Annotated in this window: 14 protein-coding genes; 8 read left to right on the top strand and 6 right to left on the bottom strand. The window is 75.0% G+C overall.

The features are described 5' to 3' along the window. The first annotated feature begins 135 nt into the window (after nucleotides 1-135). A complete protein-coding gene (locus tag D0Z06_RS08950; protein ID WP_117377027.1) occupies nucleotides 136-1,527 on the top strand; it encodes an IS30 family transposase in 1,392 nt (463 codons plus the stop codon). Here D0Z06_RS08950 and D0Z06_RS08945 read toward each other — a convergent pair. After that, nucleotides 1,514-2,629 (bottom strand): glycosyltransferase family 4 protein, encoded by a 1,116-nt coding sequence (locus tag D0Z06_RS08945; protein WP_117377151.1) that lies wholly within the window; start codon nucleotides 2,627-2,629, stop codon nucleotides 1,514-1,516. The genes D0Z06_RS08950 and D0Z06_RS08945 overlap by 14 nt on opposite strands. On the opposite strand from D0Z06_RS08945, the gene D0Z06_RS08940 reads away from it, so the two are divergent. Further along, on the top strand, nucleotides 2,577-3,794 hold the full coding sequence (locus tag D0Z06_RS08940; protein WP_304999753.1) for a glycosyltransferase family 4 protein: 1,218 nt from the start codon (nucleotides 2,577-2,579) through the stop codon (nucleotides 3,792-3,794). The genes D0Z06_RS08945 and D0Z06_RS08940 overlap by 53 nt on opposite strands. Here D0Z06_RS08940 and D0Z06_RS08935 read toward each other — a convergent pair. Continuing rightward, entirely contained in the window at nucleotides 3,787-4,986 is a 1,200-nt protein-coding gene (locus D0Z06_RS08935; RefSeq protein ID WP_117377026.1) for a class I SAM-dependent methyltransferase, read from the bottom strand. The genes D0Z06_RS08940 and D0Z06_RS08935 overlap by 8 nt on opposite strands. Nucleotides 4,987-5,139: 153 nt before the next feature. Between D0Z06_RS08935 and D0Z06_RS08930 the strand changes: the two genes are divergently transcribed. The 5 genes from D0Z06_RS08930 to D0Z06_RS08910 all read left to right on the top strand — a co-directional run bounded on the left by D0Z06_RS08930 (nucleotide 5,140) and on the right by D0Z06_RS08910 (nucleotide 11,631). Next, entirely contained in the window at nucleotides 5,140-6,138 is a 999-nt protein-coding gene (locus tag D0Z06_RS08930; RefSeq protein ID WP_117377025.1) for an ABC transporter permease, read from the top strand. Beyond that, nucleotides 6,139-7,332 (top strand): ABC transporter ATP-binding protein, encoded by a 1,194-nt coding sequence (locus tag D0Z06_RS08925; RefSeq protein ID WP_199522215.1) that lies wholly within the window; start codon nucleotides 6,139-6,141, stop codon nucleotides 7,330-7,332. It begins immediately after the preceding gene. After that, nucleotides 7,329-8,609: a glycosyltransferase family 4 protein gene (locus D0Z06_RS08920; protein ID WP_117377024.1), complete on the top strand. Its 1,281-nt coding sequence runs from the start codon at nucleotides 7,329-7,331 to the stop codon at nucleotides 8,607-8,609. Before D0Z06_RS08925 ends, D0Z06_RS08920 begins: the two co-directional genes overlap by 4 nt. Beyond that, nucleotides 8,609-10,045, top strand: coding sequence for a glycosyltransferase family 4 protein (locus tag D0Z06_RS08915; protein ID WP_117377023.1), 1,437 nt, complete (start codon nucleotides 8,609-8,611; stop codon nucleotides 10,043-10,045). The genes D0Z06_RS08920 and D0Z06_RS08915 overlap by 1 nt, the downstream gene beginning before the upstream one ends. Before the next feature lie 269 nt (nucleotides 10,046-10,314). Then, nucleotides 10,315-11,631 carry an acyltransferase family protein gene (locus D0Z06_RS08910; RefSeq protein WP_158579923.1) on the top strand — a complete coding sequence of 439 codons (1,317 nt, stop codon included), beginning with the start codon at nucleotides 10,315-10,317 and terminating at the stop codon, nucleotides 11,629-11,631. Between the two features lie 52 nt (nucleotides 11,632-11,683). Here D0Z06_RS08910 and D0Z06_RS08905 read toward each other — a convergent pair whose 3' ends face one another. From D0Z06_RS08905 to rfbB, 3 genes are all read right to left on the bottom strand, one after another. Next, nucleotides 11,684-14,155: an N-acetylmuramoyl-L-alanine amidase gene (locus D0Z06_RS08905; protein WP_117377021.1), complete on the bottom strand. Its 2,472-nt coding sequence runs from the start codon at nucleotides 14,153-14,155 to the stop codon at nucleotides 11,684-11,686. 137 nt (nucleotides 14,156-14,292) lie between these two features. Beyond that, a complete protein-coding gene (gene rfbD, locus D0Z06_RS08900; protein WP_117377020.1) occupies nucleotides 14,293-15,183 on the bottom strand; it encodes a dTDP-4-dehydrorhamnose reductase in 891 nt (296 codons plus the stop codon). Next, nucleotides 15,180-16,202 carry a dTDP-glucose 4,6-dehydratase gene (rfbB, locus tag D0Z06_RS08895; protein ID WP_117377019.1) on the bottom strand — a complete coding sequence of 341 codons (1,023 nt, stop codon included), beginning with the start codon at nucleotides 16,200-16,202 and terminating at the stop codon, nucleotides 15,180-15,182. Before rfbB ends, rfbD begins: the two co-directional genes overlap by 4 nt. A gap of 240 nt (nucleotides 16,203-16,442) precedes the next feature. Here rfbB and D0Z06_RS08890 point away from each other — a divergent pair, with 240 nt between their 5' ends. Then, on the top strand, nucleotides 16,443-18,032 hold the full coding sequence (locus D0Z06_RS08890; RefSeq protein ID WP_117377018.1) for an LCP family protein: 1,590 nt from the start codon (nucleotides 16,443-16,445) through the stop codon (nucleotides 18,030-18,032). Nucleotides 18,033-18,098: 66 nt separating this feature from the next. Here D0Z06_RS08890 and D0Z06_RS08885 read toward each other — a convergent pair whose 3' ends face one another. After that, on the bottom strand, nucleotides 18,099-18,623 hold the full coding sequence (locus D0Z06_RS08885) for a phosphatase PAP2 family protein (protein ID WP_117377017.1): 525 nt from the start codon (nucleotides 18,621-18,623) through the stop codon (nucleotides 18,099-18,101). Between the last annotated feature and the right edge of the window lie 17 nt (nucleotides 18,624-18,640).

Genomic DNA, 18,640 nt, shown 5'->3' with positions numbered 1-18,640 from the left:
CCGGTGACGTGCCGTGGGCGCGTCGTCACGTGACGCAGTGCTCCCTTCACACCGACCCCAGGGGGCACTCGGACCGCGGCTCACAGGGCGGATTCCACCGGTCGTCGCAACACCTCTTGATCACGGAGGTGTGCGATGGGACGACGTCAGCAGCAGGCCGATCGGGCGCTGCGGCCGGCGATGCGCTCGCCGGGGCGGCCGATGCCGGCCCGGCACGTGGAGCGCGTCTTCTGGCGGCTGATCGCGCAGGGCAAGCGCACCGAGGACGCCGCGCTCGAGGTCGGCGTGTCCACGCCGGTCGGCTCCCGCTGGTTTCGCCACGCTGGCGGCATGCCGCCGCTGAGCCTGGCCGAGCCCACCGGCCGGTACCTGTCGTTCTCCGAGCGGGAGGAACTCTCGCTGCTCAAGTCCCGGGGCGTCGGGGTGCGGGCGATCGCCCGTGAGCTCCGGCGTGACCCCGGCACGATCTCGCGGGAGCTGCGGCGCAACGCCGCCACCCGCGGCGGCAAGAGGGAGTACCGGGCCACCGTCGCGCAGTGGAAGGCCCAGACCGCCGCCCGGCGTCCCAAGCCGGCCAAGCTCGCCACCAACCCACGGCTGCAGCACTACGTCCAGGAGCGGCTCAGCGGGCAGCTGCAGCGCCCCGACGGCAGCCCGGCTACCGGGCCGGCGACGACGTGGAAGGGCCTGAACAAGCCGCATCGCGCCGATCGGCGCTGGGCGAGGGCGTGGAGCCCGGAGCAGATCTCGCGGCGGCTGGTGGTCGACTTCCCCGACGATGCCGACATGCGCATCAGCCACGAGGCGATCTACCAGGCGCTCTACATCCAGGGTCGGGGGGCGCTCAAGCGGGAGCTGGTGGCCTGCCTGCGTACCGGCCGGGCGCTGCGCAAGCCTCGGGAACGCGCCCGGAACAGGCCGCAGGGCCACGTCACCGCCGACGTGGTGCTCAGCGAGCGGCCGGCCGAGGCCGCCGACCGCGCGGTCCCTGGGCACTGGGAGGGCGACCTGATCATCGGCCTGAACCGGTCGGCGATCGGCACCGTCGTGGAGCGGGCCAGTCGCTACACGCTGCTGGTGCACCTGCCGCGCCTACCCGGGCACGGCCTGGTCCCGCCGGTCAAGAACGGGCCTGCGTTGGGCGGCTATGGCGCGATCGCCATGAAGGACGCCCTCACCACGACGATGAGCACGATGCCCGCCGAGCTGCTGCGGTCGCTGACCTGGGACCGGGGCAAGGAGCTGTCCGCGCACGCGCAGTTCAGGGTCGACACCGGCATCGCCGTCTACTTCGCCGACCCGCACTCCCCCTGGCAGCGGGGCACGAACGAGAACACCAACGGGCTGCTGCGGCAGTACTTCCCCAAGGGCACCGACCTGTCCCGCTGGAGCCTGCCCGACCTGCTCGCCGTTCAGGCCGCGATCAACAGCAGACCCCGCAAGGTGCTCGGCTGGAAGACCCCCGCGGAGGTCCTGGACGAGCACCTACGATCACTGCACCAGGCAGGTGTTGCTACCACCGGTTGAGCCCAGGCAGCGTCCGGTAGAGGTCCCAGAGGGTGCGGGCGGCCGCCGACCACGAGTACGCGCCGCTCCGGCGGCGGCCGGCCGCGGCCAGCTGCGCGCGCAGCCCGGCGTCGTCCACGACCCGGCCGAGGGCGGCCGCCAGGGCGGCGGGGTCGCCGACCGGTGTGGTGAGCGTGGCCCCGCCGCCGACCTCGGCCAGCGCGGGGGCGTCGGAGCTGACCACGGGGGTCCCCGCCGCCATGGCCTCCAGCACGGGCAGCCCGAACCCCTCCGCGCGGCTCGGCGCGACGAGCGCGGTCGCCCGACGCAGGACGGTGGCCAGGTCGTCGTCGCCGAGGCGGCCCAGGTGGCGGACCCGGCCGGCCGGCAGCCCCGCCTCGGCGGCCGACCGGACCGGGTCCACCCCGCCCCAGCCGGGAGCACCGGCCAGCAGCAGCGGCACGTCGGGGGCCTCGGGACGGGCGAGCGCGGCGAGCAGGACGTCGAGCCCCTTGCGCGGCTCGAGCGTCGCCAGGGTGAGCAGGAACGGGCCGCCGGGCAGGCCCAGCCGCCGGGCGCGGTCGTCGGCGTCGGCCGGCTCGGCCAGCCGGCCGCTGACGCCGAGCCCCACCACCACGGGGGGACGCCGCAGCGGCAGGACCCGACCGAGCTCGTCGGCCACCGCGGCGGTGGGCACGACGACGGCCGCCGCGGTGGCCGCGGCCCGCTCGGCCATGGCGCGGTGCCAGCGGGCGCCGCGCGGGGTGAGCGTCTCCGGGTGGGTCCACGGCACCGCGTCGTGGACGGTGACGACCAGCGGCCGGTCGCCGGCCGGCGGCACCAGCAGGGTCGGGGCGTGGACGACGTCGGCGCCGCGCGGCCGGGGTCCGCGGCCCCGCTCCCACGCCGCCGCCAGCGGGCGGCGCGGCAGCGCCAGGCGCCGGGGTCCGGCGACCCCGGGCAGCCGGGCGGCGCCGGTGCGGCGGTGCCACGCCGTCCACCCGGTCACCGCCGCCCCGCGGGGGGCCGTCTCGGCGAGCGCGGTGGCGACCTCGGCGGAGTAGCGGCCCGTGCCCCCGGGTACGGGTGCGAGCATCTGCTCCAGGAGTATCGCCACGCGCACGGGGCCCCAGCCTAGGGATCAGGGGCTCCCGGGCGTCGGCAGACCCGAGGAGGCCCGCATCCGGATCGGCCTGGACGGCACCCCCCTGCTCGGCCGCCCCACCGGCGTCGGGCGCTACGTGTCCGGCCTGCTCGGCGCGCTCGTCGCCACCACGGGGGACGCCGCCCGGGACGACGTCCGGGTCACCGCCTTCACCCTGCGCGGCGGCCGGGGGCTCGCGGCGGTCGTGCCCGCGGGGGCCGCCGCCCGGCCGCGCCCGGCGCCCGCCCGCCTGCTGCGCCTGGTGTGGTCCCGGTCGGAGCTCGTGCCCGTGACGCTCCTGGCCGGGCGGTCCGACGTCTTCCACGGGACGAACTTCACCCTCCCGCCGACGGGGCGGGCCGGTGGGGTGGTCACCGTGCACGACCTGGCCTACCTGCACCACCCGGACACCGTCGCGCGGTCCTCGGCGGCCTACCGGGAGCTGGTCCCGCGCAGCATCGCCCGGGCCGCGCAGGTCGTGGTGCCCAGCGCGGCCGTCGCGGCCGAGCTCCGGGAGACCTACCGGCTCGCCGAGGACCGGGTCACCGTCACCCCGCTCGGGGTCGACGAGGCGTGGTCCCGGGCGACGCCACCCGGGCCCGGCGACCGGCGCCGCCTGGGGCTGCCGGAGGACTACCTGGTCGCCGTGGGCACGATCGAGCCCCGGAAGGGGCTGCCCGGGTTGCTCACCGCCTACCGGGCGCTGCTGTCCGTGCGCCCGCAGGCACCGCCCCTGGTCCTCGTCGGCCCCGAGGGCTGGGGGGCCGCCCTGGAGCTGGACCCCTTCCCCGCCGGTGCGGTGCGGTTCACCGGTTACCTCGCCGACGACGACCTGCGCGGCACGGTGGCGGGCGCCCGCGCCCTCGTCTTCCCCTCGCGGTACGAGGGCTTCGGGCTCCCCCCGCTCGAGGCGCTGGCCTGCGGCGTGCCGGTCATCGCCTCCGACCTGCCCGTCACGCGGGAGGTGCTGGGCGGCGCGGCCCGGCTGACCGGGTCGGCCGAGGAGCTCGTCGACGCCCTGGTCGAGGCCGTCGACGGCACGCTCCCGGGCGATCCCGGCTCCCGCCGGAGCCACGCCAGCGCCTGGACGTGGGAGCGGTGCGCGGAGCGCACGCGCACCGCCTACCGCCGCGCCCTCAGCTGAGGCTCTCCGCCGGGTCCGCGTCGGCCCCCTCGGCCGGCGTTCCGGCCGACGGGCCGGCGACGGCGAGGACGGCGTAGTCCTGGGGGCCGAACAGGACGTGGTTGAGCCGCGCGAACCCCTCGTCGACCCGGGCGGCCAGCTCCGGCGCCGCGGGGTCCGGCCCGCCGCCCAGCGGCAGCTGGAGGGTGGTGGCCGGGGAGAAGAACTCGGTCCGGACCTCGCGGAAGCCCGCGGACTCGCTCAGGAAGCGCAGCAGGTCCGGGTGCAGGGGCCACTCGTGCGTCGGGTCCATGATGAAGTGCGAGCCGAGCACGACCAGCGTGGCCGGGTTGGGGGTCTCGGCGATGAAGACCCCGCCGGGGCGCAGCTTCCGGGCGCTGGTCTCCAGGAAGTCGACGAGCACGTCGAGCGGCAGGTGCTCGACGACGTGGGTGCTGATGACCGCCCCCAGGCTGTCGTCGGGGACCGTCGCGAAGTACTCGTGCGCCAGGACCTGGTGCACCTCGAGGCCCCGGGCGCGGGCCTCGTCGGCCATGCCGGGGTCGGGCTCCACGCCGACCACCTCGACCCCCTCCCGGGCGAGCAGCTCGAGCAGCTCCCCCCGGCCGCACCCGATGTCGACGACCGGCTGGTGCTCCCGCAGGACGGCGGCGTAGCGGTCGTGCAGGACGGCGTTGATCACCTCGGGGTCACCGCGGAACCGGCGCTCGAAGCCGACGTAGTCGAACAGCGTCGAGGAGATGTCCGCGGGTCCGGCCGGCTGCGCCGACGCGGCCGCGGCGCCGGCGTCGGCCACCGCGGGCCCCGCCGGCACCGCGCGGGCCGAGCGCTCCGCCCGACGGAGCCGGCGGTCGAGGGCGGTGACCTGCTCGCGCACCTCCCCGACGCGACCGGCGCTCAGCTCGACCCGGGTGTCCCACAGCTCGCCCTTGAGCAGCTCGTGGTTGTGCGACACCGCGGCGACGTCCGCGCGGAGGTGCCCCAGGTCGGCGGCCACCTGCTCCACGGCGCTGCGCACGTCGGCGACGGCCGCGCCGAGCCGGGCGAGTTCGGCCCGGGCGCCGGCGAGCCCGGCCTCCAGGGGCCCCACCCTGCCGATCGCCAGGCGCCGGACCACCGGCAGGCGGCGGAGCACCCGCCCGGCGATGCGGGCACGGGTCCGCGGGTTCTCGTGGGGGCCGGCGTCGGTCACATCGCCTCCTCGTGTCGGTGACCCGCCGCACTCGCTCGACGGGCCGGGTGTCATCTTCCCCCCGGCTACCCTCGACGGCCGACGGACACGGCGACCATCGCGGACCGCCCGACACCCCCCGGAGCCGTCTCCCGCCGTCAGAACAGGATCCGCATGCCTTCCACCACCGCGACGCCCCTGCCTGCAGGAACGTCCCCGGAGAAGCCGCGCAACCGGGAGTCGACCGCCACGACGCTGGAGCACCGCGGCCACACCGACGTCGACGTGGCGCAACTGCCGATGACGGTCGTGCACGCCCGGCGGCCATTCCTCGGTGGTTTCTCCAGTGACGTCAGGGACATCTGGTCCTACCGGGGCCTGCTGGCACAGCTGGTGCGAAAAGAGCTCAAGGTGAAGTACAAGGACTCCGTCCTCGGCTTCTTCTGGACCTTGGTCCGACCGATGATCCAGCTGGTCATCTACTACGTGGCGTTCACGCTGTTCCTCGGCAACACCCAGCCGGCCTACGCGATCTTCATCTTCTCGGGCCTGGTCGTCTGGGGGCTGTTCACCGACATCGTCGGCGGCTCCACCGGCAGCATCGTCGGCAACGGCGGCCTGCTGAAGAAGACCTACTTCCCCCGGGAGATCTTCCCGCTGTCGGTCGTCGGGGCCTCGATCGTCAACTTCCTCTTCCAGCTGGTGGTGCTGCTGCTGGCCCTCGGCCTCGCCGCGGTCACCGGCCACCGGGTGACCCCGACCTGGGACCTCGCCCTCGTGCCCCTGGCGCTGGTGGTCTGCATCGTGTGGGCGACCGCGCTCGGCCTGTTCCTGGCCGCCGCCACCGTGTACCTGCGCGACCTCCAGCACCTCATCGAGGTCATCCTGCTCGCCCTGTTCTGGCTGGTGCCGATCGTCTACGCGATCACCCTGCCGCTCAACGCGTTCGCGGCCAACGGGCACCAGGCCCTGCTGACCGCCTACCTGGCCAACCCCATGCTCAACGTCATCGCCGCGTTCCAGCGCGCGTTCTACACCATGGGCCCCGAGTACATGTTCCAGGCCGACCTCTGGCCCCGCCTGGGTGTGCTGCTCCTCGTCGGAGCCGGTCTCCTGTGGCTGGCGCAACGCTACTTCGCCCGCGTGCAGGGCGACTTCGCCCAGGAGCTCTGAGTGAACCCCACGGTCATCAGCGTCGAGAACGTCAGCAAGCGCTTCCGGATCAACTCCAACAAGTCGCTCAAGGAGATGGTCGTCAACCGGAGGACCACCCGGTCGAACACGACGGACTTCTGGGCCCTGCGGGACGTCAGCTTCGACGTGACGGCCGGCACCACGCTCGGCCTCATCGGGCACAACGGCTCCGGCAAGTCGACCCTGCTGAAGGTCGTCGGCGGGATCCTCACGCCGACCGAGGGATCGGTGCGCCGGCGCGGGCGCATGGCCGCCCTGCTGGAGCTCGGCGCCGGCTTCCACGGGGACCTCACCGGCCGGGAGAACGTCTACCTCAACGCCGCGATCCTCGGCCTGAGCCGGCAGCAGACCGACCGGTACTTCGACGACATCGTCGCCTTCTCGGGCATCGAGAAGTTCATCGACACCCAGGTCAAGTTCTACTCGTCCGGGATGTACGTGCGCCTCGCCTTCTCGGTGGCCATCCACGTCGACCCCGAGATCCTGCTCATCGACGAGGTCCTCGCGGTCGGCGACGAGGCCTTCCAGCGCAAGTGCCTCGACAAGATCAAGACCTTCCAGCGGGAGGGTCGCACGATCGTCTTCGTCACCCACGGGCTGGACCTGGTCCGGGAGCTGTGCGACCGGGTCGTCCTGCTGGACCACGGCCGCACGGTGGTCGACGGCGACCCCGTGGAGGCCGTGCGGATCATCCGCGACACCTGGCAGGAACAGGCCGTGACCGAGGCCGCCGCGCGGGACATCCCCGACGCCGAGGAGGGCAACGGGGCGATGTCCATCGGCGACGTCCGGCTGCTGGACACCTCCGGCGCCCCGATCTCGCGGCTGACCCCGGGCCAGCCCTGCGTCTTCGAGTTCGACGTCGCCTCGGCGAGCCGCACCGACGACTGGGTGAGCGGGATCGCGATCGAGAACCACCTCGACCAGCTCTGCTACGGGGTCAACAGCAGCATGCTGGGCCGGCACCTGGAGCCCGTCACCGGGCACCGCACGGTGCGCTTCCGCATCCCCGAGCTGACGCTGGGCGAGGGGCACTACCACCTCACCGTGGCGGTCCACAGCCGCGAGGGCATCGAGTACGCGAGGAAGAACAGAGTGGCGAACTTCAAGGTCTACTCCGACCGCCAGCAGGTCGGGCCGGTCTACCTCGAGCCGGAGGTCGAGGTCCGATGAGCACGGTGGGAGCTGTCGACCGCGCCGGTCGCGTGGCGGTCGTCCCCGCCCGGTTCGGCCCGGAGATCGTCGGTGGTGCCGAGATCGTCCTCCGGCACATCGCCCAGGGCCTGCAGGGCCGCGGGTGGGACGTCGAGGTCCTGACCACGGCGGCCACCGACTACTTCAGCTGGACCAACGACCAGCCGGTCGGGTGCCGCGTCGAGGACGGGCTGACCGTGCGCCGGTTCGAGGCGGTCAAGTCGACGCCCGGCACCGAGCGCTCCGACCTGGGCCACCGCATGCTCGCCGGCGACCGCCTCACGCTGACCGAGCAGGAGCGGTGGATCAACGACGACGTCCGCGTCCCGGGCCTGTACCACCACCTGCTGCTGCACGCGGAGCGGTACCGGGCGCTGGTCTTCGGCCCCTACCTGTTCTGGCCCTCCTACGCCTGCTCGCAGGTGGCACCCGAGCGGTCCCTGCTGTGGACCTGCCTGCACGACGAGCCGGCCGCCTACCAGGAGATCTACCGCCCGCTCCTGTCCGGGGTCGCCGGGCTCTTCCTGCAGACCGAGCCCGAGCACGACCTGGCCCACCGGCTCTTCCCGCAGCTGGCCCCGCACGCCGTGGTGGGGTGCGGTGTGGAGGTCCCCTCCGGCTACGACCCGGAGGCCTTCCGAGCCAGGTACGGGATCACCCGGCCCTACGTCCTCTACGCCGGGCGCCGCGAGGGCGCCAAGGGCTGGGACGAGCTCCTCCAGCACTTCCGGACGGCCGTGCTCGGGCGTGGCCTGGACCTGGCGCTGGTGACCATGGGCGCCGGGGAGGTCCGCCCCCCGCAGGGCCTGGAGGACCGCGTCGTGGACGTCGGCTTCCTGCCCGACGACGAGCGCGACGACGCCTACGCCGGTGCGCTGGCGTACGTGCAGCCGTCCCGCTACGAGGCGTTCTCCCGCACCATCATGGAGTCCTGGCTGGCGGGTCGGCCGGTGGTCGGCATCGGCGAGGGCGGCGTGGTGCGGCACCACGTCGAGACCAGCCGCGGCGGCCTCCTGTACGACGACGCCCCCGAGTTCGCCGAGAGCCTCGCCGTCCTGCTCGGGCACCCGCGGATCGCCGACGAGATGGGCCGGCGGGGGCGGGAGTACGTGCTGTCCCGCTACCAGTGGGACACCGTGCTCGACGGGATCGAGCGGTCGATCGTCGACTGGACCCCGCCGCCCACCGGCGCGGCCGGCGGGGCGCCGCCGGTGGCGGACCGGGTCGGCGCCGCGCGGACGGGAGGCGGCGCCTGATGCGCATCCTGGTGATCAGCCCCTACCCGCCGCAGCGCGACGGCATCGCGAACTACGCCGCCCAGGCGGTCGCCGACCTGATGCGCCAGGGGCACGACGTGGTGGTGGTGTCCCCCCAGCCGTCCGCGGCCCACCTGCACATCGACTTCATGGCCGGTCCGCGGGCCTGGGCGGCCCTGGCCCGCCGCGCCCGCGGCTTCGACAAGATCGTCATCCAGTGGCACCCGGCCTTCTTCTACCGGTCGAGCTCGGTGGTCGACCGCTCGTCGATCGACCTCGCGATGGCCGGTGTCTTCCGGCTCGTGCCCGAGGTCGAGGTCTGGGTGCACGAGTACGAGTACGCCGAGGTCCTGCGCTCGCCTTCCCGCCGCCGGGCCGCACGGGCCGCGTTCTCGCGGGCGACCCTGGTGTTCCACTCCGAGCGCGAGCGGGACGCGTTCCTCGAGGCGGTGCCGGTCGACATCGGCCGGACCCGCGTCGAGCAGCACGGCCGGTCCTTCCGGCGGCGGACGGCCATGAGCCGGGAGGAGGCCCGGGCCTCGCTCGGCATCGCTCCCGACGAGTTCGTGTTCCTCTGCATCGGCTTCATCCAGCGGCACAAGGGCTTCGACCGGGCCGTCCGTGCCTTCGCCGCGCTCGACGCCCCGCGGGCGCGGCTGGACGTGGTCGGCTCGACCCGGCTCGACGAGCCGGAGTTCCTCGCCCACCTCGCGGAACTGGAACTGCTGACCGACCAGACCCAGGGGGCCCGGCTGCACACCGGGTACGTCTCCGACGAGCTGTTCGACCGGTGGATCCTCGCCTCCGACACCGTCGTCCTCCCCTACCGGGAGATCTGGTCCTCCGGGGTGCTCGAGCGGGCCGCCCTCTTCGACCGGCGGGTGATCGCCACCCGGGTCGGCGGGCTGGAGCAGCAGGCCGGGGGGCGCGACGTCGTCTTCGTCGACGACGACGCGGCCCTCCTCGCCGAGATGGCCGCCGCCGCGCAGGTCTCCCTGCGGCTCGGCGACGTCGGCACCGACATCACCGACGACATCGGGTGGGCGGACCTGCAGGCGACGGTCTCCGCCCGGGCGGCGCTCGTCCGGGGCAGCGCCGCCCGGGCCCTCCGGGCCGTCGAGGGCCCCGGCCGGGCGCAGGGCGCGACCCCGGTCGACCGCACCGCGGGGATGGTCCGGCGCCTGCCGCCGTACGTCGTCCCGCCGGCGACGTCCACCCGGCCGGGAGCGCCCGTGGTCAAGCGGCTCGTCCAGCGGCTGACCGGGTGGCTGATCCTGCCGCTGGCGTCCCGGGTCGACCAGCTGCAGGCCGCGACCGCCAACAGCCTCGACGTCGTCGCCGCCGAGATCCAGCGCCTCCGGGAGGAGACCCCGGCGGCGAGCGGTGGTCGGTCCACCCCGTCGGCGGGCGGACCCGGCGCCACCACGCCGGGCTGACCCCGCCGACCGAGGCCCCGGCACCCGACCAGGTGCCGGGGCCTCGCTGCGTCCCGGGGCGGCGCCGGCGGCCCCAGACGGAGCATTTCGCACCTCCCGTACCGGGAGAACCAGCCACCCCGTCGGCGACGGGACGGACCGGTCTGTCCCGGTAGCGTCCTCCTCCGATGCCGCCCCCGGGTCGGAGCGGGGTGTTCCGCCGGGCCGGTGCCCGAGCCGACCGATCGCGCGCAGCCGGGCCGGTCCGACCCCTGAGCGTGAGGAGCCCTGTGACGACGACCCCCGAGACGGTGGCCCCGGCGACGCACGCGGGCGACCGGGTGCACGCCGCGCGCTCGCGCAACGGCCGGCTGGAGTTCCTCGACGCCCTCCGCGGCGTCGCGGCCCTCGTCGTCGCCGTCCAGCACCTCGCCGAGCACGTCTGGCCCGAGGTAGTCGTCTTCTCGCACACCTGGTGGCGGCCCGGCGAGTTCGGCGTGCTCGTCTTCTTCCTCTGCAGCGGGTTCATCATCCCGGCGTCGATGGAGCGCCGCGGGGACCTCGCGGAGTTCTGGATCGGCCGGGTGTTCCGGCTCTTCCCCCTGTACCTCGCGGTGCTCCTGGTCGCCGTCGCGGCCTTCGCCACCCCGTGGGCCACGCCCGGCGCGGGCTACCGGCCGGTCACCGACACGCTGCTCAACACCACGATGCTGCAGGTCTTCACGACCCGGCCGCTGGTCATCGGCGCCTCCTGGACCCTCGGCTACGAGATGGTCTTCTACCTGCTGATGACCGTGCTGTTCATGCTGGGCTGGCACCGCCGCTCGGCCGGCATCGCCACCGGCCTGGTCGTGACCGCCCTGGTGGCCGGCGGCGCGCTCGTCCCGTTCTTCCTCGTGCAGACGCAGATCCAGTCCTGGCCGGCGGTGGTGCTCGGCCTGCTGGCGATCGCCGCGGTGGTCGTCGTCCCCCGGCTGGCCGGCCGCGAGCGGCTCGTGGCCCTGGTCCTCGCCGCCGCCGTCCTGCTGCTGGTCCTCAACCGGCCGCACGACCTGTGGTTCGCGCTGCTGCTGCTGGCCTCGATGTTCGTCGGCACCGCGCTCTACCGGTACGACGTGGGGCAGCTGGACGGGCGGGGTGCCGCAGGGGTGTTCGGCCTCGCCGTCGTCGGCATCGTCGTCGTGCAGTTCTGCTACCACGTCGGCGCCCCCGAGGCGACGACCGGCGCCACCCCGCAGTGGTGGACCGAGGCGGGCACGTTCGTCTCGGCGTACCTGGTCTTCGGTGCGCTCTTCCTGCTCCGCGGTCGGGCCTACCCCCGGGTGCTGGTCTACCTCGGCACGATCAGCTACTCGGTCTACCTGGTGCACGCGCTGGTGCTGCTGCTGCCGAGGCCGGCCCTCCCGCCGGTGGCCGCGTTCGCCACGATGCTCGCCCTCACCCTGGCGGCGTCGGTCCTCACCTACCACTGGGTGGAGAAGCCCGGTCAGCTCCTGGGCCGGCAGGTGACCGGCCGGTACCGCGCGCGGCGGGCCGCGGCGGCGCCGCCGGCGGGCGGGCCGCAGCCGGCCGCCGAGCGCGACGAGCGGGTGGCGACCCCGGCCTGACGACGGCGGAGGGCCCCGCCGTGCAGCGGGGCCCTCCGGCGTCGGCGTCCGGTCAGCGGTACCGGATGGTCACCGCGCCGGTGGTGGCGTTCCAGGTGATGGTGCCGTGCTGGAAGTCGGCGCGGGTGCCGCCGGCGACGGCGTACTCCCCACGGGTGGGCAGGCCCAGCCGGGACCACTCGGCCCCGGCCTTGTCGTAGGCCGCACCGATCGCCCCGTACACCGGGTGCGCCCCGGTGGTCGCCGACCACATCACCTTGCCGCGGGCGAAGACCTGGTAGACGCCCGCCCGGTTCTGGAAGGCCGTCTCGTCGGTCACCGGCAGGCCCAGCCCCGACGGACCGCCCAGGGCCGTCCAGAGGTCGCCGACCCCGCCGCGGACGAGGAAGGCGTGCGAGGCGCCGGTGGTCTGGTAGATGCCCGCCCCCGACCGGAACCGGACCTGCTGGCCCGGCGCGCCGGAGGTCGCCCGCTGCGGACCGGTCGGCAGGCCCAGCGAGGACTCCAGCCCGCCGGCGGCCTCCCAGCGCCGCCCGATCGCGCCGGTGAGCACCACGGCGCCCGACGTGGGCGACCACACGATCGTCCCGCCGGCGAAAGCGCTGAACCGGCCCCCGCCGGAGGGGGTGTCGGCCTCGTCGCCCCGCGGCAGCCCCAGGGCCCCGTCGGCACCGCCGCGCGCCAGCCACGCCTCCCGGATGCCCCCGGCCACCAGCCGCACGCCCGACGTCGTCCACACCAGCGAGTACCCCCGGGAGAACTCCTGGGTCGCGGCCCCGTTCCGGACCGTCACCTCCCCACCCAGGGGCACGCCGAAGCGGGCCGGCCCGCCCCCGGCCGTGTACGCCTCGCCGATCCCGCCCCGCAGCGGGTGCGCGCCGGTCGACGGCGACCAGAACACCCGCCCGGAGACGAACTCCTGCACGACGGCCCCGGGCACGCCCGGGACGGCGACCTCCCCGGTCCGGGGGAAGCCCAGCCCCCACTCGGCCCGCAGGCCCAGCCACCGGCTCCGGATGCCCCCGCGCACGACCTGCGCACCGGTCTCGGCCGTCCAGTAGATCGACGCGTCCTTGCTGAAGTGCTGGTAGGCACCCCACTCGCCGGCCGGGCCCTCGTCGGTGGTCGGCACGCCCAGCACGCCCGGCCCGCCCGCGGCCAGCCACGCGGCCAGCACGTCGCCCCGCACGAACCGGACCCCGGTGGCCGCGGACCAGTACAGCCGCCCGTGCTCGTACTCCTGCCAGGCGAACCCGTTGCCCGAGCGCTCGCTCCCGACCGGGGCACCCAGCCAGGACCGCAGCCCCGCATCGGCGGCGTACCGCCGCTCGATCGCGGACATGCTGAGGTCGACCTGCGCGGCGACCCGTGCCCGGACGTCGGCCATGCGGGCGTAGGCGTAGCGGCCCGGGCAGGCCGTGTACCCGACGTCCCGGTGGGCGAAGACGGTGGGCAGCGTGACGGTGCTGCCGGCCGGGTACTTGGAGGTGCCCCCGCCCCCGGTCATCGTCGCGGTGCCGCGGGGGTCGACCCCGTAGAGCGAGAACTTCCAGGCGATGATGTCGGCGACGGCGTCGAGCATCACCCGCGGCGGCTCGGCCTGCTCGTAGTTGCCGAGCATGGACACCCCGAACGTCCCGGAGTTCCAGCCGCCGGCGTGCGCACCGACGACCGTGCTGGCCAGGCCGCCGTAACGGCCCTCCCAGAGCCGCCCGTACCGGTCGGCGATCACGTTGTAGCCGATGTCGCCCCAGCCGCGGCTGACCGCGTGGTAGCGGTAGATCGAACGCATGATGGCCGGCACGTCGTCGGCCGAGTAGGCGTTGCTGTCGGCCGTGTGGTGGATCGTCGCGGCCTTGATCGTCGGCGCGTACTGCGGGTCCCAGGTGCGGATGTGCTCGTCGGCCCCCCACTGGGCCCGCGAGTAGACCGGCGGCATCGCCGTGGCCGCGTCGGCCGTGTCGGTGATCGCCGGGGTCTCGAGCGCGGCGTCGGCCGCGCTGTCCCCCGGGTCGACGAGGTCGACCTGCACGTCGGTGGGCGCCGCCCCCGCCCGGGTGACGAGCTCCACCTCGACGCCGGTGCTGGGCCCGGTCCACAGCGGCGCGGTGCCGCCGCGGGGTGCGGCGCCGGCGTCGGCGTCCGGGCTCTGCTGGGCCTCCTCGACCTCCAGCTCGGTCCACGCGCCCCAGGAGCCGTCGGCGTCCCGGACGCGGATCTGCACGAGGGTGTCGGTCACGGCGGGGTCGGGCGCCCACGTGACGCCCACGAGCGAGAACTCCTCGACGTCGAGCTGCTGCAGGGTCAGCACGGGCGCGTCGCCGGCGAGCCCGTCCACCGGCTCGGTGGTGCCCGCCTGCACGTCGGCCTCGGCGGCGGGGGCCTCCACCGACCCCATCGGGAGCTCCTCGGTGGTCGCGGCCACGGGGTGCGGGGCGGGGACGGGGGCGGCGTAGACGGGGAGCACCAGGACGGTGGCGGTCGCGGTGAGGAACGCGGTCGAGCCGACCAGGATGCGTCGCACGGACAAGTCCTCCGAGTGCTGCGGAGCGGGGGTGCCCAAGGGGCACCAGGTGCACCACAGTCATCGGCGGCAGCGGGGGCGGGCTTGAGGCGACCGGGCAACCCGCCGTGCCCGACCCGCCGCCGCCTTCCCGCCGGTCAGGCCGGGCGGGCCGCCATGGCGGCGTGCAGCGCGGCCCGCCACGGGCGGGGCGGGGTCAGGCCGGTGGCGTGCCAGGCCGACAGGTCCAGCACCGAGTAGGCCGGCCGCGGGGCGGGGCGGGGGAAGGCCTCCGTCGTCGTCGGCAGCACCCGGGCGGAGTCGGCGCCGAGCTCCTCGAAGACCGCCTGCGCGAGGCCGTGCCAGCTGACCTGCCCGGCGTTGGTGCAGTGCAGCACCGGGGGGACGGCGTCCTCCCGGAGGCCGAGCTCGACCAGGCAGGCGGCGAGGTCGGCCGACCAGGTCGGCGCCCCGACCTGGTCGGTGACGACCGAGACCGTCTCCCGCGACGCCTCGAGCGCGGTCATCGTGCGGACGAAGTTGCCGCCGTGGCGGCCGTGCACCCAGGCGGTGCGGACGACGCAGGCGTCCCCGCCGGCCGCGGCCACCGCCCGCTCCCCCGCGGCCTTGGTCCGGCCGTAGGCCGAGCGCGGCGCGGTCGGGGCGTCGACCGGGTAGGGCCGGCTCGCCCGACCGTCGAAGACGTAGTCGGTGGACACGTGCACCAGCCGGCCCCGGCCGGCGAGCTCCTCGGCCAGCCAGCCCGGCGCGCGGCCGTTGACCAGCAGTGCGGTGCCCTCGTCGGTCTCCGCGGCGTCGACGGCGGTGTAGGCGGCCGCGTTGACGACCACGGCCCGGTCGGCCCGGACGCCGTCCAGCCAGCGCCCCACCGCGCCGCGCACCGACGCCTCGTCGGTCAGGTCCACCTCGGCCCGGCTGACGGCGGTGACGTCGTCCCCGGGACGACCGGCGAGCACCTCGAGCAGGTCGTGGCCGAGCTGGCCGCGGGCGCCGGTGACCAGCCAGGCGGTGCGCGTGCCCCCGCTCACGCCCGGGCGTCCTGCGAGCCCGCCTTCCGGTGCGCCGTCGCGGCGGCCGCCTTGAGCGGCTCCCACCAGGCGCGGTTGTCGCGGTACCACCGGACGGTCAGCGCGAGGCCGTCCTCGAAGGTCGTGCGCGGCGCGTAGCCGAGCGCGGCGGTCTTCGAGTAGTCCACCGAGTAGCGCAGGTCGTGTCCGCCGCCGCGCGGGTCGACGATGTTCTCGACGTAGCCCCAGTCGCGGCCGGTGGCCTCCAGCAGCTTCTCGGTGAGCTCCTTGTTCGACAGCTCCCGGCCGCCGCCGATGTTGTAGAACTCGCCGGGCAGGCCCTTCTCGAGGACCAGCTGGATGCCGCGGCAGTGGTCGTCGACGAACAGCCAGTCGCGGACGTTGGCCCCCTCGCCGTAGAGCGGCACCCGGTGCCCGTCGAGCAGGTTGGTGACGAACAGCGGGATGACCTTCTCCGGGAAGTGGTACGGCCCGTAGTTGTTGCTGCACCGGGTGATCGAGATGTTCAGCCCGTAGGTCCGGGCGTACGCCCGGGCGATGAGGTCGCTGCCGGCCTTGGCCGCCGAGTACGGGGAGTTGGGCTCCAGCAGGTGGTCCTCCTGCCAGGAGCCCTCGTCGATGGAGCCGTAGACCTCGTCGGTGGAGACGTGCAGCACCCGGCCGACGCCGTGCCGCAGCGCGGCCTCGAACACCTGCTGGGCCCCGAGGACGTTGGTGAGCACGAAGTCGGCCGCGCCGTGGATGGACCGGTCGACGTGCGACTCGGCGGCGAAGTTGACCACCACGTCGTGCCCGGGGACGGCGGCGTCGAGGTCGGCCTGGCTGCAGATGTCGCCCCGCACGAACCGGTAGCGCGGGTTGTCGGCGACCGGGGCCAGGTTCGCGAGGTTGCCGGCGTAGGTCAGCTTGTCGAACACCGTCACCTCGGCGTCCTCGAAGCCGGGGTAGCCACCGGACAGCATCGTCCGGACGTAGTGGGAGCCGATGAAGCCGGCCCCGCCGGTGACGAGGATGCGCATGGCAGGCATGCTCCCCCGCGCGCGGCCCCGTCTGCATCCTCCCGCGGTGTGAGTCGCCCGGCGCGTGACGGGTGGGTCCGCTGGGCCGTCCGGGACCGCACGCGAGGGTGCGGGCACGTCGGTGGCCGGGACGGCCGGCGGACGCACCTACCATCGCCCGAGACGCCACGACGCCGACGGCGCGACGGGCCCGGGCCCGACCCGTGCCGTGGTCGGCGCGACCAGCAGTGAGGACACGACGTGAGCCGAGAGCCGAGCGACCGAGGAGGCCGTCCGCTCCCCGGGCGACTGGACCCCCGCGCCGGGCGCCCGGCCCGCCATCGGCAGCCCGAGGGGTCGCCGGCGCGCGAGGGCGCGGCCGCCGAGGCGGGGGGCGGCCCGGCCGCCGGCCGGCGCCCGCGGCGCTCCCGGGGCAGCCGCGCGGCCACCGCCGTCCGCGTCGTCGCGGGCGCGCTCTCCGTCGTGCTGCTGGGCACCGGCGGCTGGGGCTGGTACCTCGGGCAGGTCGCCGACGCCAGCGTCAACCGGACCGACGCCATCCCCGTCGACGGCAACGACGGCTCGGGCAACGAGCGCGCCGCGATGAACCTGCTGCTGGTCGGCAACGACAGCCGGGCGTCCCTCAGCGAGGAGCAGGCCTCGCAGCTGAGCACGGGGAGCGACTCCGGTCAGAACACCGACACGATGATCCTGGTGCACGTCCCGGCCGACGGGTCGCGCGCCTCCTTCGTCTCCTTCCCCCGCGACTCCTACGTGCAGATCCCCGGCCACGGGTGGGACAAGCTCAACGCCGCCTACGCCTACGGGTACCAGGAGCCGGAGGAGGGCGCCACGGCCGCCGAGCGGCAGGCGGCCGGCGCGCAGCTGCTCATCCGCACCGTCAGCCAGCTGTCGGGCCTGATGATCGACCACTACGCCGAGGTGGACCTGCTCGGCTTCTTCAACCTCTCCAGCGTCGTCGGCGGCGTGGAGGTCAACCTCTGCCAGGCCGCGCAGGACGACTTCTCCGGCGTGGACCTGCCCGCCGGGAAGTCCACGATCAGCGGCGAGCAGGCCCTGGCCTTCGTGCGCCAGCGGCACGGCCTGCCGCGCGGCGACTTCGACCGGATCATCCGCCAGCAGACCTTCATCGCCGGGATGATCCGCAAGATGCTCTCGGACAACGTCCTGCTCGACCTCGGCAAGCAGCGCGAGCTCGTGCAGGCCGCCGCCGAGTCGCTGACCGTGGACCAGTCCCTGGACCTGTTCGCGCTGGCCGGCCAGATGCAGTCGGTCACCGCCGGCAGCATCGAGTTCCAGACCCTCCCCTACGTCGGGGACGACCGGGACGACCAGGACCGCTACATCCTCCGGCTGGAGGACACCGAGACGCTGCACGAGTTCTTCGCCGAGCTGTCTGCCGAGCCGGAGGCCGAGGCACCGGCCGCCGAGACCCCCGCCGCGCCGGAGACGGTGGCGCCGTCCGAGGTGTCGGTCGAGGTGTTCAACGGCTCGGGCGTGCCGGGTCTCGCCGCCGAGGCGGCCGCGGAGCTGGAGGGCGCCGGCTTCACGGTGACCAGCACCGGCAACGCCGACGCGACCGACTACGAGGTCACCGAGATCCGGCACGCCGCCGGGGACGAGGCGCTGGCGCGGACGCTGGCCGACCAGATCCCGGGGGCGACGACGGCGGAGAGCGAGGACGCGGCCACCGGCACCGTCCACCTGGTCCTCGGCAGCGACTTCAACGGGGTCGGCCAGGCGGTCACCCCGCCGGCGCCGGCCGCACCGTCCGAGCCGGTGGAGGGCGAGGACAGCTTCACCGCGGCCGACACCGACTGCATCAACTGAGGGAGGACCCGGTCCTCCTCACCCCTCGCACGCTCGGGGGGCGACGCGGCGGGCCCGGGCCGCGTGTCACGTGGGGTGGGCGGCGCGGCGGGCCCGGGCCAGGACGGCCCGGGTGCCGCGGGCGGCGGCCGCGCCCACGGCGGCGCCGACCACGACGTCGCTCGGGTGGTGCACCCCGAGCAGCACCCGGGAGACCAGCATGCCGCCGAGCAGCGTGCCCATGAGCGGCCGGCCGAGCAGCGGCGCGTAGCCGACCGCGGCCGCCGCCGTCGAGCAGCTGTGCGCGCTGGGGAAGGACAGCGAGCTGGGGTGGGTGCGCACCAGCGCGGGGACCTCGGCCAGCAGCGGCCGCCGGCGCCGGACCAGCCGCTTGAGGACGACGCCGGACGCGTGCCCGGCCAGCACGCCGGCCGCCCCCTCCACCCACTCGCGCCGGTGCCGGCCGGTCAGCCAGCCGGCGCCCGCCACGGCCAGCCAGCCGATCGCGTGCTCGCCGAACACCGACAGGCCGCGCGCGAGCGGGACGGCCGGGGTCCCGCCCAGGACCCGGCGGGTGACGATCAGCAGGCGGTGGTCGAGTCCGGTCAGCACGCCGGCCGACTGTAGGG

Origin of the sequence: Geodermatophilus marinus, from assembly GCF_003428645.1 — a bacterium.
GTDB lineage: Bacteria > Actinomycetota > Actinomycetes > Mycobacteriales > Geodermatophilaceae > Geodermatophilus.
The sequence above is the reverse complement of the archived record's forward strand: the minus strand, read 5'-3'. Positions and strand labels throughout refer to the sequence as shown.